Genomic DNA, 15802 nt, shown 5'->3' on the forward strand with positions numbered 1-15802 from the left:
TGGCGCAGGGCAGGGAGTCGTCCCGCAGGGTCTCGGCCGCGGCGAGGACCACGGCCTGTCCGTCATCCCGCGGAACTCCGGCCGCCGCGCGCTCATGGAGGGCGGCGCCCTCCTCCAGCACCAGTCCGGCGTCGATGCCCGCCGGGACCTTGATGCCGGCGGTCCTGCGCCAGGTGGCCACGGGGTCGCCCCAGGCCTCGACGCGGTAGCTCCACCGGCCCGGTGCGTCCGCGACGACCTCCGCGCCCCACCTGTCCGTGCCGGGCGCGAGCTCCCGCATCGGCGTGAACGGCCCCGGACGTCCCTCGGGGTCCTTCAGTACCACGTTGGCGGCCACCGCGTCGTGGCCCTCACGGAAGAGCGTGGCCGTGACCTCGAACGTCTCGCCCACGACGGCCTTGGCCGGCCGCCTGCCGCAGTCGACGGACGGCCGGACGTCCCGTACCGGGACACGGCCGATGGTCCGGGTCGGCTTCATGGGTCTGTGCACCTCCGCCGTGCTCGACGTCCGGACGACCGCCCGGGTGTGGGACCAAACAGGGACGGGAAGGTCATTGCCTCACCGCCGGGGAGCGCCGCTCGACGGCCCGAGGTCCCCGTCGGACCGCGGCCGCCGGCCGGGGCGTGTCGTTCTGTTCCTGCGGACGGGTGACGAGGGCGGTGCGCAGATACCGTTCGGCGGCGTCCGCAGCCTCCCGGGCGCATCGCTTGCCCATCAGCACGCAGAGGGTGTAGCCGGCGTCCTCGAAGGTGGTCCGCACGGTGTGATCGGCCGGGGCCGCCAGCATCACGCGTTCCCAGGCCCGGTACCGACGCAGCTGCCGGGCGACTTCGGCTTTGGCGGGTAGCAGCATGGCGCCGTTCACCTTTCCGGGGCTCGATTCGAGGCGCGTCGTCCCGACGGTCGGGCGGCGGCCGTGCGCGTGGCCGCACGGATCCGTAACGGCGATCGAGGTCTTCACACATGGTGCACGGGTGATGACGCAACGTCTTGTTGGCTTTTCAATCAGCTGGGGCGGCGCCTCGCGGTCGCCTCCGCCCGGGCGTCGCCCCGGAGGTCACGGGCGCGCTCGTGTTGCACGAACGGCCCAACCGCCTCACTCTGAAGATGACTCAGAAGCGATACCCGCTCACGTTCCGTGTTCGGGGCTCGCCCCGCGGGGGCGAGGAGGGACGAGAGCTTCGCGTGAGGAGCCAACGACCATGAAGACCGCAGTGCCCTGCTACTACCACCTCGACGTGGAAGTCAGCCCCGAGAGGGTGGGACAGGTCAGCCGCATACTGGCCGCTCACCTCCGGTTCTGGGACCTGGAGAACCTGGTGGAGCCCGTCTGCGGCGGCGCCGAGATGCTGCTGCGGGCCATCGACGAGCACGCCACCGACAAGAACACGTCGATCGAGATGTGGTGGAACGGCCAGCACCTCATCACTGCCATCGGGGACAACAACCGCGCCCTGCGTCCCGACCAGGAGCTGCGCGGCTGCCTCGAACACATCGCGGCGAGCAGCGACGGCTGGGGCTGCTGCGCCGCCGAGAACGGCAGCAAGGTCATCTGGTTCTCGCAGCGCGCCCGCGCCGGCGAACGCGTCCCGCTCGTGCCGACCGCGCCCGACCCGCGCGAGAGCGAGGGGCTGGACCTGCCCCGCGAGGTGAGCGTCGCCACGCTCACCGGCAGGGTACGAACGCCGGGCGGCCTCCTGGAGGAGGTCCGGTGACCCGGCGACAGAACCGGAAAGGGGCGCCCGCCTGGAGCGGGCGCCCCTACCCGCTGGGTGCGTCCTACGACGGCGAGGGCACCAACTTCGCGCTCTTCAGCGAGGTCGCCGAACGCGTCGACCTGGTCCTGGCCGACGACGACGGCCGGCACACCACCGTGCGGCTCACCGAGGTCGACGGCTTCGTCCGGCACGGCTACCTCCCCGGCGTCGGCCCCGGACAGCGCTACGGCTACCGGGTGCACGGCCCCTGGGCCCCGACGGCCGGCGACCGCTGCAACCCGGCGAAACTCCTTCTCGACCCCTACGCCACCGCGGTGGACGGCCAGATCGACAACCACCCCTCGCTGTACGAGCGCGACCCGCACGGACCCGACCGGGCCGACAGCGCCGGACACACCATGCTCGGCGTGGTCACCGACCCGGCCTTCGACTGGGGTGACGACACCCGGCCCGGCCGTCCCCACTCCGACACCGTGATCTACGAGGCCCACGTCAAGGGTCTCACCCGCGCCCACCCCGACGTCCCCGCGGAACTCCGCGGCACCTACGCCGGACTGGCGCACCCCGCGGTGGTCGAGCACCTCACCTCGCTGGGCGTCACCGCCGTGGAGCTGATGCCGGTCCACCAGTTCGTCCAGGACGGCGTGCTGCAGGGCCGCGGTCTGGCCAACTACTGGGGCTACAACACCATCGGCTTCTTCGCCCCGCACAACGCCTACGCCGCCCGCGGCACCCGAGGGCAGCAGGTCACCGAGTTCAAGGAGATGGTGAAGACCCTGCACGCGGCCGGTCTCGAGGTGATCCTCGACGTCGTCTACAACCACACCGCCGAGGGCAACCACCTGGGCCCCACCCTCTCCTTCCGGGGCATCGACAACTCCGCGTACTACCGTCTGGTGGACGGCGACTGGGCGCACTACTACGACACCACGGGCACCGGCAACAGCCTGCTGATGCGCCATCCCTACGTCCTCCAGCTGATCATGGACTCGCTCAGGTACTGGGTCACCGAGATGCACGTCGACGGCTTCCGCTTCGACCTCGCGGCCACTCTGGCCCGGCAGTTCCACGAGGTCGACCGGCTGTCGGCGTTCTTCGACCTCATCCAGCAGGATCCCGTGATCAGCCGCGTCAAGCTGATCGCCGAACCCTGGGACGTGGGTGAGGGCGGCTACCAGGTGGGCAACTTCCCCCCGCTGTGGTCGGAGTGGAACGGCCTGTACCGGGACGCCGTACGGGACTTCTGGCGCGGCGAGGAGCACACCCTCGGCGAGTTCGCCTCCCGGCTTACCGGCTCCTCGGATCTGTACGCGCACAACGGACGCCGCCCGCGCGCCAGCGTCAACTTCGTCACCGCGCACGACGGTTTCACCCTGCGCGACCTCGTCTCGTACAACGACAAGCACAACGAGGCCAACGGCGAGGACAACCGGGACGGCGAGAGCGCCAACCGCTCCTGGAACTGCGGCGAGGAGGGCCCCACCCGTGACCCGGCCGTGCTGGAGCTGCGCGCCCGCCAGCAGCGCAACTTCCTCGCCACCCTGCTGCTCTCCCAGGGCATCCCGATGCTCTCCCACGGTGACGAACTGGGCCGCACCCAGCGCGGCAACAACAACGCCTACTGCCAGGACAACGAGATCAGCTGGATCGACTGGCGGCTCACCGGCGAACAGCGCGAGCTGCTGGACTTCACCCGCAGACTGATCTCCCTGCGCCTCGCCCACCCCGTACTGCGCCGCCGCCGCTTCTTCCGGGGCGAGACCGTGCGCCATGCCGACCAGCCGCTGCCCGACCTGGTGTGGCTGCTGCCGGACGGACGGGAGATGACCGACGACGACTGGCGGCGCTCCGACGCCCACTCGGTGGGGGTGTTCCTCAACGGCGACGCCATCGCCGAACCCGGCCCGCGTGGCCGGCGCCTGGTCGACGACTCCTTCCTGCTGCTGCTCAACAGCCACTGGGAGCCCGTCCGCTTCCGTCTGCCGGACGCCGCCTACGGGGAGCGCTGGACGGCCCTGATCGACACCGCCGACCCGGAGGGCACCCCCGACGAGGCGGAGCACAAGGCGGCCACCACCCTCATCGCGGGCCCCCGCAGCCTGGTCCTGCTGTCCCGCCCGTCCCGCACGGCCCGATGACCGGCAGGAGGTACCCGCTGTCAGCGCTCGCGGCGTGACACCACCGTGAACTGGGCGCCCTCGTTGTCGCGGAGCACGGCCTCGTCGGCGTCCAGGGACAGGACGCTGCCGCCGTTCCGTCCGGCGGCGTGGGCGCAGGCGGCCACGTCCTCCACCGCGAAGTGCACCTGCCAGTGCGGCCGGACCGTCGGGTCGGGAGCCGACTCCGCCGCCCCCGACTCGATCCGCGCCACCACGTCCCCTTCGCTGCGCAGCACCACTTCCTCGCCCTCGTACCGCACCTCGACGCACCCCGGCTCGTCGGACGCCCAGTCGAAGACCCCGCCGTAGAAGATCGCGGCGTCGAAGGCGTCACGGGTGTGCAGCCGGATGAACGCGAGCTGTGCGCGGCGCCAGGTGGGCCAGTCGCTGAACAGCTCGCCCTCCCAGACCCCGAACGTCGCCCCGTCCCGGTCGGCCAGCAGCGCCGCGCGCCCGGGCGGCAGGGAGATCGGGCCGACCGCCGCGGTGCCGCCGCGCTCCTGCACCCGCCCCGCGGCCTCGTCGGCGCTGCGCACCGCGAAGTACGGCGTCCACGCCACCGCCGTCCGCCACATCCCGGCGACCGCGGCGATCCCGGCCACCGGCCGGCCCTCGGACAGGGCGATGCGGAACCGGTCGCCGAGGCGCGCCGGGCGCCATTCCCAGCCCAGCACGGCTCCGTAGAACTCCTCGGTCGTCCTCATGTCGCGGCTGGTCAGGCTCACCCAGCAGGGCACCCCGAACACGGAGTGCGTCGAGACGACGTCCGTCGCGCCGGCGGGGGAGGGCATGTCGTGGTTCATGGCAGTCGCGTCCTGATCTCGTCGGCCTGGCAGCCACCCGGATGGCAGCGGTGTCCGCCGGGCATCCCTCCGGGCGCCTGCCGAGTACCCCGGCGGCGGCGCCGAAACGAAGGGCCCCACCGCCCCCGGACCACCCCGGTGGCGCAGGGCGGCCCCAGTGGCGACGATGGATGCAACGGACACTGGGTGAAGGCACTCAAGCACTATGCGAAGGCATCAGCAGAGCGGCACACCGGAACCGGAGGTGACCATGCCCACGGACGGGGGCGCGGACCGCATCCTCCAGCTGGAGGAAGAGGTGCAGCAGCTGAAGGACGCGGTCGTCTCGCACGCGGTGGTGGACCAGGCGATCGGCATGGTCGTCGCGCTCGGGCGGGTCTCGCCCGACCAGGGCTGGATCGTGCTGAAGGAGGTCTCCCAGCGCACGAACATCAAACTGCGCACCGTGGCCGACCTGATCCTCGTCTGGGGGCGCACCGGGATCCTGCCCACGGAGGTGCGCACGGTGCTGGAGGAGGTCCTGGACCGGCTCGGCCCCACCCAGATCCCGGGCGCACCGCCGGAGGGCTGACGCGCCCGGCGGAGCCCGCCCCCGCTCAGCCGGTCTCGGCGAGGAGTTCCTCGCGCAGCTGGGCGAAGCAGCCGCTGAGCAGCCGGGAGACGTGCATCTGCGAGATACCGAGCTGCTCGGCGATGTCGCTCTGCGTCATCCCCCGGAAGAACCGCAGGTAGAGGATGAGCCGCTCGCGCTCCGGCAGCGCCTCCAGACAGGGCCGTACCGCCACCCGGTCGACGACGGTGTCGTAGGCCGGGTCCGGGCTACCGAGCGCGTCGCCCAGGGCGTAACCGTCGGTGCCCGGCATCTCGGCCTCCAGCGACAGCGCGGAGAAGCACTCCAGGGCCTCCATCCCGGTGCGCACCTCGCTCTCGGTCAGCCGGGCGTGCGCGGCGATCTCGGCGACCGTGGGAGAGCGGCCCGCAGTGGTCTGCGCCAGCTCCTTGGCCGCGTGCCGGACGCGGTTGCGCAGGTCCTGGACCCGGCGCGGCACGTGCAGCGTCCACATGTGGTCGCGGAAGTGGCGCTTGATCTCGCCGGTGACGGTCGGCACGGCGTACGCCTCGAAGGCGTTGCCGCGTGCCGGGTCGTAGTGGTCCACGGCCTTGACCAGACCGAGGGCCGCCACCTGGTACAAATCCTCCAGGGCCTCGCCGCGGCCCCGGAAACGGACGGCGATGCGCTCGGCCATGGGCAGCCAGGCCGTGACCAGCGCGTCGCGCAGCATCCTGCGCTCGGGCCCGTCGGGCAGCCGGGCCAGGCGCGCGAAGTCCCCGGCCGTGTCGGGGGCGTCGTCGTGGGAGTGCTGCTTCCTGGGACTGACGGTACGCATCACGCGCACCTCCCTGAGCGGGGTGCCGGATGGACAGAACCCGTGGGAAGCGGCGGCTCGGACCACGACAGGTCCGCAGCCCGCGAAGCGGTTCCCACGAACGTGCCTCCTGTCCGAAGCACTGAGAATCCCCTTCCCGCGGTCCGTCATCCCAAAACTTTTCCCGGAATTCGACGAGGGGAATCACGGAGGATGCACGGTAGGAAATCAAGTGAATTCACGGCGTGAAATTCCCCGCCGCGGAACGGGCGGCTCCGGAGCGGCCCGCCCCCGCCCCCGCCCCCGCCGTCGCGGACCGCTCGGACGGTGCGCCGGTGATCACGGTGCCGGACGTGACGTACGGCACGCGCTCCCCGGCTCCCGGCCGGCCGGCCGACGGGTTCCTCCAGCGCAGCGCTTGATCACCGGTCAGCCGGGGCGAACCGCCTGACCACGGCGCATTCCGCTCATTTGACAGTGTGCCGAGGCCGCGGATAGGAAGCATCGGACAGAAGTCGAGAGGTGCACTGTGTACGAGCCGAACGTGGTCGGGGACTGGCAGGAGTACGACGAGCATGCCGGTCTGCGGGTCCGCGTCCACCGTCTGGAATCCGGTGAACCGCCGAGGGGACGGGACGACGCCGCCGAAGGGCTGACGTATTTCAGTGTCCGCGTGACCGTCGAGAACCGCGGCGACCGGCCTTTCTGCATTCACGTCGAGGACGGTCAGATCGACGTACGGACCGGCCCCGACGGTGAGAACGCGTTCATCGACTGGCGCAATTCACAGTTCGTCGAGGGCTTCGACGTCTACCCGCTGCGCCGTGCCACCGCAGTCCTCTACGCGGCCGCTCCCCAGGCGACCCTGAGCCAGGTCGACGTCCAGGTCCAGTTGCGCGTCGACGAGGAGTGGGCCGGCCGCCGGCTGTGGGCGGGCGGCGTCGGCGTGCACGAGGGGCCCGTGGGGGCACCCGCGGGCGCGGGCCGGGACAGCAGCCTCGCCCAGCAGGTGAGCTTCTTCCTGCGGGAGCAGGCGGAGGAAGGCACCGCCTGAGCGTCGCGTCAGTGCGGGATGCCGTCGATGATCTCGCGGGCGCCCTGGCGCAGCAGTGCCACGGCGACCGAGGTGCCGAGCGTGGCGGGGTCGAGCCGCCCCGCCCATTCGTGCGCGTTCAGCCGGGTCTTGCCGTCCGGGGTGAAGACGCATGCCCGCAGGGACAGTTCGCCGCCGCGGTCCACCCGTGCGTAGCCGGCGATCGGGCTGTTGCAGTGTCCCTGCAGTACATGCAGGAACATGCGTTCGGCGGCGGCCTCGCGGCGGGTGTCCGGGTGGCCGAGGGCGCCGACCGTTTCGATCAGACCGGTGTCACCCTCACGGCACTGCAGTGCGAGGATGCCCGCGCCGATGGGCGGCATCATGGCCTCGGGGGAGAGCACCTCGCTGATCGCGTCGGTCCGGTCGATCCGTTCCAGGCCGGAGACCGCCAGCAGCAGGGCGTCCGCCTCCCCGGCCGCGAGCTTCTCCAGCCGCCGGTTGGCGTTGCCGCGCATCGGTACGCAGGTCAGGTGCGGGTGAGTGGCGGCCAGCTGGGCGACCCGGCGCACCGAGGAGGTGCCGATCCGGGCGCCGGGCGGCAGCTCGTCCAGGGCGAGGCCGTCCGGGTGGACGAGGGCGTCGCGGATGTCGTCCCGCTCCAGGAAAGCGGCGAACACCGTGCCCGCGGGGAGCGGCCGGTCGGCGGGCACGTCCTTGACGCAGTGCACGGCGACGTCCGCCTCGCCGGCGAGCAGCGCGGCGTCCACCTCCTTGGTGAACGCGCCCTTGCCCTCCACCTCCGACAGATCGCCGAGCCACTTGTCCCCGGTCGTCCGCACGGGCACGACCTCGGTGCGCACCCCCGGACGGACGGTGGCCAACTCGGTCCGGAACCGCTCCACCTGGGCGAGCGCCATGGGTGAGTCACGGGAGACGACACGGATCAGTCCGGGCAGCGACATGCCGACACGATAGTCCCTCGGGGGCCCGCCCGTACCGGGGCGCCGGACGACGCCCCGGCGTCAACGGGCCGTGCGGGGTCAGGCGTTCGGGTCGAAGGGGATGCCGGAGGGCTTGGCCGCGGCCAGGTGGGACGCGAAGCTGCCGTCCTTCAGGCCGAAGTGGGCGCTGCCGAAGTCGTACGAGCTGAGCTTGTCCCGCAGGCCCGCCGGATAGCCGTTCCAGCCGACCAGCGCCGGGTACTGCCAGCTGCCCCGGTGGTTCTCCGGCGGTTCGTCGCCCGGCCCCGCGAGGCGGAAGCAGTGGGTGCCGATGCCGTCCTTGTGGTACACGATCTTCGGATGTGTGCCGTCGAAGCGGACCGCCGAGCGGGCGTGGACCGTGAACGATCCGTGGTTGGACGTCGAGACGTACTGCACGGTGTCGTTCCGCACCCAGACCACCACGTGCTCCCAGTCGTGGCGGTGCCCCCCGAGGCTGATGCCCGGCAGGGCCTGGTCCTTCTCGAAGTACAGGCCGTAGACGACGGCGCACCAGCCGTTGTTGCACTTGGAGCGGGAGTAGCCGTTGGTGTTGTCCAGGTCCGAGGCGTCACGGCAGTTGCCGTTGAGGGCGCCGGTCGGGCTGAGGCCGGTGTTGACGGAACCGTCCGGGCCGATCGCCGCCGTGGGATAGCAGCCGTCGGTGTCGTAGTCGTACGCGGGCTGGTACGTCCGTTCCAGGGCGTCCGCGTTGGCCGGCAGGGCGGGAAGAGGCGCGGCGAAGGCGGTGGCGGGGAAGGCGATGACGAGCGCGGCCGCGCCGGCCAGGCCGGTCAGCCATCTCCTGCGGTGCGTTCGGAACGTACTCGACGGCACTGCGTTCTCCTCGTGGTCCGGGATCAGCCAACGGCTGTGGCGGAATGGGGAGTTCAGCATCCCGACTAGACGTATACATGCCAAGAGGGTGCAGGCGTACCGCTGGTGAAGCGCGGCCCAACACTCGCGGCGCCGGGCTCCGGGCGGTTCCGTGTCGCCCCGGTTCGTTCGGAACGCGGCCGCCGCCTCTCCGGGCGTGGGCGGACGCGGCGGCGCGGGAGATTGATTGAGTCACGCAAGGAGATGGTAAAGTGCGGTGCATGTCCACACCCGACGCTTCCGCCCCTCCGGAAGTGGCCGAGATCGAGCGCGCGTTCCACCGCCTCGCCTACCTGAGCACGCGCGCGCGTCGGCACGAGCGGCTGATGGCGCTGGCGGGAGTGCCGCTGGACCGGGCCGCCGTCGCGCTGCTGCGGCAGATGGCGGACACCGAGCCGATGCGGCCGGGGGAGCTGGCCGCCCGGCTGGGGGTGGAGGCCTCGCACGTCACCCGCACGGTGCAGCAGCTGCAGAAGTCCGGCCATGTCACCCGGGTCCCGGACCCCGACGACCGCCGTGCCCAGCGCATCGAGCTCACCGGATCCGGCCGGGAGGCCATCGCCCGGATCCGGGAGACGGGAATCCGCGGCATCCAGGCGGCCCTGGCCGACTGGTCGCCCGACGACCTGCGGCAGCTCGCCACCCTCTTCCACCGCATGGTCGACGACTTCCTCGCCCACGCCGCCGAGGAGCCGGAACCCGCCCACGACGCCTGACGGCGGGTCCGGGTCGGTGCCGCACGCTACTTACCGTCGGGTAATATCGTACGGCAGGCCATCGGAGGAGGAACCGTGTCACGGTCCGAACGCTCGCCCCTGCTGCTCGCCGGCCTGCTGGCCGCCGCGGGAGCCGCCCACTTCGCCGCCCCCCGCCGGTTCGACCGCATCGTGCCGCGCTCCCTGCCCGGCTCGCCCCGGACCTGGACCCGTGCCAGCGGCGCCGTCGAACTCGCGCTGGCCGCCGGGCTGGCGCTGCCCCGGACCCGCAGGGCCGCCGCACTGGCCTCGGCGGCCTTCTTCGTCGGCGTGTTCCCCGCCAACGTGAAGATGGCCGTCGACTGGCGGCACCGTCCCGTCCCGCAGAGGGCGGCGGCCCTCGGCCGGCTACCCCTGCAGGTGCCGCTGGTGCTGTGGGCGCGAGGCGTCGCCAAGGGGGCGGAGGGCCGGTCGTGAGCGGGCGGGTGGAGAAGGGCGGCACGGCCCCGGACTTCGCGCTCCCGGACGAGCGGCGCCTACCTGCGCCACCTGCTGGACCGTCAGACCGCCTCGGAGCACCCCTTGGTGCGCGTCCACCCGGAGACCGGGGAGCGGGTGCTGTTCGTCAACGGCTACTACGTCGAGCAGATCACCGGTCTCTCCCGCCCCGAGAGCGCGGCCGTTCTCCGGATGCTCCTGGAGCAGGCCACCCGGCCCAGTACACCGTGCGGTTCCGCTGGGAGCCGGGCAGCGTGGCGTTCTGGGACAACCGGGCCACCATCCACCTGGCCCCGGGCGACACGGCCCACCTCGACCACCCGCGGATCATGCACCGGGTGATGCTCGCCGGCGACGTCCCGGTCGGCGTGGACGGCCGGCCCTCGCAGCCGGTCACCGGTACCGCCCCCGGCCGCTGGTGGCTCACCCGAGGGGGATGGTCGCCTCGTCCTCGACCGGGTGGGTCGACCTCCTGCGCGCGGTGGCCGGTGACCGCGTGACAGCGCAGCCGGACCGCCTCCGGACTCGCGTCCAGCCGCAGGAAGCACGTGAAGGACGGCGGGCTGTAGGTGGCCGAACCCGGTGAGAACAGCGACGTGCAGGCCTTGCGCACGAGCAGCCGCGGCCGCTTGCCCCGGTCGGGCCGGCGTCCGGTGTCGAGCAGCCCGGCGACCAGCCGCATCCGGCGGGTGACCCGCGTCGGCGCGCCCGGGCCCCGGGTGGCCCGACACCGAGGCGTTCGGTGACCACGGTCATCGCCTCGGCGTCGGTGAGGGCGAAGAAGCGGCGCAGCCGCAGCCGGCGCCCGTACGCCGCGGACGCAGCCCGAAGGCGTCCATGGAGAACAGGACCGCCGGCCGCGCCCCCCGCCGGCGGGACGCGTCGGATGCGCGTCCGCGGCGCCGTCCCCGGTGGGGGCGCCGACGGCCGTTCCCTGTACGGCGGTCATGGCCGTGCCGCCTCTCGACGGGTGCGGATCACGGCTGTCGTGACGCGCCGGCCGGACGCGGCGCCCTCACTCGAACCGGGTGACGTCACCGGCGCCCCGCCGCACGATCTCCGCCTCGCCGCCCGAGAAGTCGATCACCGTGGTCGGCTCGGTGCCGCAGTCGCCGGAGTCGAGCACCGCGTCCACCTGGTGGTCGAGCATGTCCTTGATCTCCCAGCCCTGGGTCATCGGCTCGTCCTCGCCGGGCAGCAGCAGGGTGCTGGACAGGAGCGGCTCACCGAGTTCGGCCAGCAGGGACTGGGTGACGACGTGGTCCGGGATGCGCACGCCGACCGTCTTCTTCTTGGGGTGCATCAGCATCCGCGGCACCTCCTTCGTCGCGGGCAGGATGAACGTGTAGCTGCCCGGGGTCGACGCCTTCACCGCGCGGAACACGTCGTTGTCGATCCGTACGAACTGGCCGAGCTGCGCGAAGTCCCGGCACATCAGGGTGAAGTGGTGCCGGTCGTCCAGCTTGCGGATCGTGCGGATCCGGTCGATGCCGGAGCGGCTGCCCAGACGGCAGCCGAGTGCGTAGCAGGAGTCCGTGGGGTACGCGACGAGGGCGTCGGAGCGGATGCTGTCGGCGACCTGCGCGATGGTGCGCGGCTGGGGGTTGTCGGGGTGCACGTCGAAGTACTTCGCCATTCACCGAGCTTATGCCGTCCAGCGGCCGAGGGCCGCACCCGGAGCGGCTGATGGACCCCGCCGCACTGCGCGGCTGGGCGGCCCGGGTGCTGCGCCCGCTCGACGCGTTACCGCACCACACCCGCGCCGAACTCCTCGCCACCACCCGCCTCGGCCTGGAGTTCACCGCCGTCAGCGCTGCCAAGATCCTCGGCGTCAGCCGCAACACCGTGCGGGCCCGCATGGAACGCGTCGAGGCCATGCTCGGCGTCGACTTCGACGACGTCACCGTCCGCGCCGTGGTGCACCTGGCGCTCCACACCCGGATCAACCCCCTGGACGGGCAGGCGGACGGCGACGGCGCGGCGTCCTCCCCGGGCCTCGCCGACCTGCTGGCCCGCCCCGCCCTCGGCGGCTGGGCGCGGGAGCTGCTGGGACGGCTGGAGGGGGGGACACCCGGAACGTGCGTCGCACCCTGTGTGCCTGGATCGCCGCCGACGGCAACGCCGAGCGGGCCGCGCAGAGCCTGGGCGTGCACGCCCAGACCGTGCGCGAGCACGTGCGCAGCACCGAACCGGTCCTGGAACGCCAGGTGCTGGCCGCCGGGACCGACCTGTACGAGGTCGTGCTGGCCCATCTGGTGGCGGGTGACCTGGAACAGCCGGTCCTCGCGGGCGGGTGAACCGGGCCTTTCGGACCCGGTTGTGCACGGATGAGCCCTCCGGCGGCCGCAGCGGGCACCGGTGCGGTTCACGGACCCGCCCCGCTGCGCGTAGTTTCGGCACGGCGCGGGGCACGACCGGAACGGGGGACCGGTCGCGCCCCGTCCCTTCGTCGCTGTGTGCCTCCGGCGGGGACGGGTACCCGTCCGTCGTTGTGGAGGCCCTCGCCCCGGCACGGCACGCCGGGGCGGGCGGCCCGTGACGAGCACCGCGACGAGGAGGCCCGGATGACCAGTGAGACGGAGACCGGCGGCGCCACCGGCACGCAGGACAAGGACTACAACCTGATCTGGTACGTCGAGGCGTGCCTGAGCAACGCACTGCGCCTGGAGGGCTACATCCAGGACGCCGAACGCGCCGGGGACACCGAGGTCGCCGACCTGTTCCGCAAGGCCCAGGCGGACAGCCGCAAGGGCGCGGAGCTCGGCAAGGAGCTGCTGCGCGCACGCCTGAACGGCGGCTGAGCGCGCCGCTCCGCCGGACCCGGCCGCCGCGCACGACCGCGGCGGCCGGGCCCGTGCCGTCGCGGACCACCTCCCGCGCGGCCTGATGCAACCGGCGGCTCCCCGAGTCGCCGACCGCGGTGATGCGCGGCAACATGACCCTCGTACGCGCCACCGCGGGGGGTCGAGCAGTTCAAGGAGCCCACGATCATGACGGACGTTTCGAGCCGGGGCCCCGCTCCGGACGACGACCGCAAGGTACTCACCAACCGGCAGGGCCATCCGGTCTACGACAACCAGAACCAGCGGACCGTCGGCTCCCGCGGCCCGGCCACGCTGGAGAACTACCAGTTCCTGGAGAAGATCAGCCACTTCGACCGGGAGCGCATCCCCGAACGCGTGGTGCACGCCCGCGGCGTCACCGCGTACGGCTACTTCGAGGCGTACGGGAAGTGGGGCGACGAGCCGGTCTCCCGCTACACCCGCGCCAAGCTCTTCCAGGAGGAGGGCAAGCGCACGGACGTGGCCGTCCGCTTCTCCACCGTCATCGGCGGCCGGGACTCCTCCGAGGCCGCCCGCGACCCCCGCGGCTTCGCGGTGAAGTTCTACACCGAGGACGGCAACTGGGACCTCGTCGGCAACAACCTGGGCGTCTTCTTCATCCGGGACGCCATCAAGTTCCCGGACGTCATCCACGCCCTCAAGCCCGACCCGGTCACCTTCGAGCAGCAGCCGCGCCGCATCTTCGACTTCATGTCGCAGACGCCCGAGTCCATGCACATGCTGGTCAACCTGTTCAGCCCGCGCGGCATCCCGGCGGACTACCGCCACATGCAGGGATTCGGCGTGAACACCTACAAGTGGGTCAACGCCGAGGGCGAGACCAAGCTGGTCAAGTACCACTGGATGCCCAAGCAGGGCGTGCGCAGCATGACCGAGGAGGACGCGGCGAACGTCCAGGCGGAGACACTCGGCCACGCCACCAAGGACCTGTACGAGGCGGTGGAGCGCGGCGAGTACCCGGAGTGGGAACTGCTGGTCCAGATGATGGACGACCACGAACACCCGGAACTGGACTTCGACCCGCTGGACGACACCAAGACCTGGCCGGAGCAGGAGTTCCCGCCGAAGCCGGTGGGCCGGATGGTGCTGAACCGGATGCCGGACAACTTCTTCGCCGAGAACGAGCAGATCTCCTTCGGCACCGGCGTCCTCGTCGACGGTCTGGACTTCTCCGACGACAAGATGCTCGTCGGCCGGACCTTCTCCTACAGCGACACCCAGCGCTACCGGGTCGGCCCGAACTACCTGCAGCTGCCCGTCAACCAGGCCAAGCACACCGACGTGCGCACCAACCAGCGCGACGGCCAGATGGCGTACTTCCAGGACAAGGGCGGGGAGAACCCGCACGTCAACTACGAGCCGTCGATCACCGGCGGCCTGCGGGAGGCCCAGTACCCGACGCACGACGAGCAGGGCCCCGAGATCGTGGGCCGGCTCACCCGCAAGCGCATCGAGCGCACCAACGACTACCTCCAGGCAGGGCAGCGGTACTGCCTGATGGAGGACTGGGAGCGCGACGACCTGGTGAAGAACTTCGTCACCCTGATCTCCCAGTGCGACCGGGAGGTGCAGGAGCGCATGGTGTGGCACTTCCTGCTGGTCGAGAACGACCTCGGCCGCAGGGTCGGCGAGGGCCTCGGGATCACGCCGGAGGACGTCGCCCACCTGGAGCCCCTGGCGAGCCAGGACCTCACCGACGAGGACCGCAAGCGGCTGGCCAGCCTCGGCGACAACCCGCCGCGTGACGTGGAGGGACTCACCATGACCCACTGCGTCCCCGACGAACGGCACGTGGTGACCCGTTAGAGACGGTCCGCCGACCGCGCCACCGCGAGCACCTGCTCGGCGTAGCCGCGTCCGAACAGAACGGCGTGCACCAGCAGTGGGAACAGCTGGTGCACGCCGACGCGTGTCCGCCACCCGTCGGCGAGCGGCGCCGCTTCCCGGTAGCCGTCCAGCACCGCGTCCAGCCGGGGACAGCCGAAGAGGGCGAGCATCGCCAGATCGGTCTCCCGGTGCCCGCCGTGGGCGGCCGGGTCGATCAGCCGGACGTGTCCGTCGGCGCCCCAGAGGACGTTGCCGTTCCACAGGTCGCCGTGCAGCCGTGCGGGCGGCTCGGCGGGCCCGGCGAGCTCCGGCAGCCGCTCGCAGACCCGCTCGACGACGCCCGCCTCACCGGCGGTGACGGTGCCGTCGTCGACCGCCCGGCGCAGATACGGCAGGACCCGGTGCCCGGCGTACCAGCCGGGCCAGTGGTCGCCGGTGACGTTGCGCATCGGGGCGAGCCCGATGAACGCCTCCACCGGACCGCCCGGCGGCGGTGCCCCGAAGGCCGGCGCACCGGCGGCGTGCAGCGCGGCCAGCCTCCGGCCGAAGCGCCGCGCCGCCCCCCGCCCGGGAGGGCCCTGCGTCACCCGGTCGACGACCAGCCGATGCGCGTCGTGCCCGTGCACCGCCGGCACCCGCACCGCTCCGGCTTTGGCCAGCCAACGCAGCCCCGCCGCCTCGGCGCGCGCGGCCTCCGCTCCTGCGGTGCTCTTGACGACCACCACCCGGCCGTCGTCGAGGGCGACCTCGGCGAGCGAGGCGGACAGCGGACGCACACCGGTCACCGCCCGCCCGGTGAGCCGGGCCGCCACGGCCCCCGGACCGTCGCCGCCCCGGGCGGACGGACCGGGAGGGATGCTCATGGGCGGGCTCCTCATGTGCGGGTGCGCGGGTGAGCGGTCGTGCCCAGGGTACGAGTCCTCCGCCCGACCGCCCGCGTTCGCCGTCGGCCGGTCACGCGGGACGGTGAAATCCCGGCCGCCGCCGATCGAAGGGAAC

General features: G+C 72.2%; 17 protein-coding genes and 3 pseudogenes. 11 read left to right on the plus strand and 9 right to left on the minus strand.

The window, feature by feature from the left end; genetic code table 11:
- Together KYY02_RS31585 and KYY02_RS31590 are read right to left on the minus strand one after the other, a co-directional pair.
- Window positions 1-478 (minus strand): maltotransferase domain-containing protein (locus KYY02_RS31585; protein WP_371244060.1); only part of this gene is annotated, 478 nt, incomplete at its 3' end.
- A gap of 73 nt (window positions 479-551) precedes the next feature.
- Window positions 552-854, minus strand: a complete 303-nt coding sequence (locus tag KYY02_RS31590; RefSeq protein WP_371244062.1) for a DUF5133 domain-containing protein — start codon at window positions 852-854, stop codon at window positions 552-554.
- A gap of 349 nt (window positions 855-1203) precedes the next feature.
- Between KYY02_RS31590 and KYY02_RS31595 the strand changes: the two genes are divergently transcribed.
- The gene (locus KYY02_RS31595; protein WP_371244064.1) at window positions 1204-1716 is read left to right on the plus strand and encodes a pep a2; all 513 of its coding nucleotides are present in this window, start codon (window positions 1204-1206) and stop codon (window positions 1714-1716) included.
- Window positions 1713-3857 carry a glycogen debranching protein GlgX gene (gene glgX / locus KYY02_RS31600; RefSeq protein WP_371244066.1) on the plus strand — a complete coding sequence of 715 codons (2145 nt, stop codon included), beginning with the start codon at window positions 1713-1715 and terminating at the stop codon, window positions 3855-3857. Before KYY02_RS31595 ends, glgX begins: the two co-directional genes overlap by 4 nt.
- Before the next feature lie 20 nt (window positions 3858-3877).
- Here glgX and KYY02_RS31605 read toward each other — a convergent pair whose 3' ends face one another.
- Window positions 3878-4681: a VOC family protein gene (locus tag KYY02_RS31605; RefSeq protein ID WP_371244068.1), complete on the minus strand. Its 804-nt coding sequence runs from the start codon at window positions 4679-4681 to the stop codon at window positions 3878-3880.
- A gap of 250 nt (window positions 4682-4931) precedes the next feature.
- Between KYY02_RS31605 and KYY02_RS31610 the strand changes: the two genes are divergently transcribed.
- Window positions 4932-5252, plus strand: a complete 321-nt coding sequence (locus KYY02_RS31610; RefSeq protein WP_371244070.1) for an ANTAR domain-containing protein — start codon at window positions 4932-4934, stop codon at window positions 5250-5252.
- 25 nt (window positions 5253-5277) lie between these two features.
- Here the strand turns inward: KYY02_RS31610 and KYY02_RS31615 are convergent, their stop codons facing one another.
- Window positions 5278-6069 carry an RNA polymerase sigma factor SigF gene (locus tag KYY02_RS31615; protein WP_371244072.1) on the minus strand — a complete coding sequence of 264 codons (792 nt, stop codon included), beginning with the start codon at window positions 6067-6069 and terminating at the stop codon, window positions 5278-5280.
- Window positions 6070-6293: 224 nt separating this feature from the next.
- Between KYY02_RS31615 and KYY02_RS31620 the strand changes: the two genes are divergently transcribed.
- Entirely contained in the window at window positions 6294-6470 is a 177-nt protein-coding gene (locus tag KYY02_RS31620) for a hypothetical protein (protein WP_371244074.1), read from the plus strand.
- Window positions 6471-6577: 107 nt separating this feature from the next.
- Complete coding sequence (locus KYY02_RS31625; protein ID WP_371244076.1) at window positions 6578-7102, plus strand: hypothetical protein; 525 nt, start codon at window positions 6578-6580, stop codon at window positions 7100-7102.
- An 8-nt stretch (window positions 7103-7110) separates the two neighbouring features.
- Here the strand turns inward: KYY02_RS31625 and hemC are convergent, their stop codons facing one another.
- Both hemC and KYY02_RS31635 read right to left on the minus strand, forming a co-directional pair.
- On the minus strand, window positions 7111-8046 hold the full coding sequence (hemC, locus tag KYY02_RS31630) for a hydroxymethylbilane synthase (RefSeq protein WP_371244078.1): 936 nt from the start codon (window positions 8044-8046) through the stop codon (window positions 7111-7113).
- 78 nt (window positions 8047-8124) lie between these two features.
- Window positions 8125-8901 carry an NPP1 family protein gene (locus tag KYY02_RS31635; RefSeq protein ID WP_371244080.1) on the minus strand — a complete coding sequence of 259 codons (777 nt, stop codon included), beginning with the start codon at window positions 8899-8901 and terminating at the stop codon, window positions 8125-8127.
- 260 nt (window positions 8902-9161) lie between these two features.
- On the opposite strand from KYY02_RS31635, the gene KYY02_RS31640 reads away from it, so the two are divergent.
- From KYY02_RS31640 to KYY02_RS31650, 3 genes and pseudogenes are all read left to right on the plus strand, one after another.
- Window positions 9162-9656 carry a MarR family winged helix-turn-helix transcriptional regulator gene (locus KYY02_RS31640; RefSeq protein WP_371244082.1) on the plus strand — a complete coding sequence of 165 codons (495 nt, stop codon included), beginning with the start codon at window positions 9162-9164 and terminating at the stop codon, window positions 9654-9656.
- A gap of 75 nt (window positions 9657-9731) precedes the next feature.
- The gene (locus tag KYY02_RS31645; RefSeq protein ID WP_371244084.1) at window positions 9732-10112 is read left to right on the plus strand and encodes a DoxX family protein; all 381 of its coding nucleotides are present in this window, start codon (window positions 9732-9734) and stop codon (window positions 10110-10112) included.
- A gap of 57 nt (window positions 10113-10169) precedes the next feature.
- A pseudogene (locus KYY02_RS31650) lies at window positions 10170-10552 on the plus strand (TauD/TfdA dioxygenase family protein); the annotation flags it as partial.
- Between the two features lie 4 nt (window positions 10553-10556).
- On the opposite strand, the pseudogene KYY02_RS31655 reads toward KYY02_RS31650, so the two are convergent.
- A pseudogene (locus tag KYY02_RS31655) lies at window positions 10557-10952 on the minus strand (metallophosphoesterase); the annotation flags it as partial.
- A 196-nt stretch (window positions 10953-11148) separates the two neighbouring features.
- The gene (locus tag KYY02_RS31660; protein ID WP_371244087.1) at window positions 11149-11769 is read right to left on the minus strand and encodes an L-threonylcarbamoyladenylate synthase; all 621 of its coding nucleotides are present in this window, start codon (window positions 11767-11769) and stop codon (window positions 11149-11151) included.
- A gap of 35 nt (window positions 11770-11804) precedes the next feature.
- Here KYY02_RS31660 and KYY02_RS31665 point away from each other — a divergent pair.
- From KYY02_RS31665 to KYY02_RS31675, 3 genes and pseudogenes are all read left to right on the plus strand, one after another.
- A pseudogene (locus tag KYY02_RS31665) lies at window positions 11805-12464 on the plus strand (helix-turn-helix domain-containing protein); the annotation flags it as partial.
- Between the two features lie 233 nt (window positions 12465-12697).
- Window positions 12698-12934 (plus strand): hypothetical protein, encoded by a 237-nt coding sequence (locus KYY02_RS31670; protein ID WP_371244089.1) that lies wholly within the window; start codon window positions 12698-12700, stop codon window positions 12932-12934.
- A gap of 189 nt (window positions 12935-13123) precedes the next feature.
- Window positions 13124-14782: a catalase gene (locus KYY02_RS31675; RefSeq protein WP_371244091.1), complete on the plus strand. Its 1659-nt coding sequence runs from the start codon at window positions 13124-13126 to the stop codon at window positions 14780-14782.
- Here KYY02_RS31675 and KYY02_RS31680 read toward each other — a convergent pair.
- Window positions 14779-15666, minus strand: coding sequence for a fructosamine kinase family protein (locus tag KYY02_RS31680; protein ID WP_371244093.1), 888 nt, complete (start codon window positions 15664-15666; stop codon window positions 14779-14781). The genes KYY02_RS31675 and KYY02_RS31680 overlap by 4 nt on opposite strands.
- Window positions 15667-15802 lie beyond the last annotated feature (136 nt).

Source organism: Streptomyces pimonensis, from assembly GCF_041380215.1.
In the GTDB taxonomy this organism is placed as follows: Bacteria; Actinomycetota; Actinomycetes; order Streptomycetales; family Streptomycetaceae; genus Streptomyces; species Streptomyces pimonensis.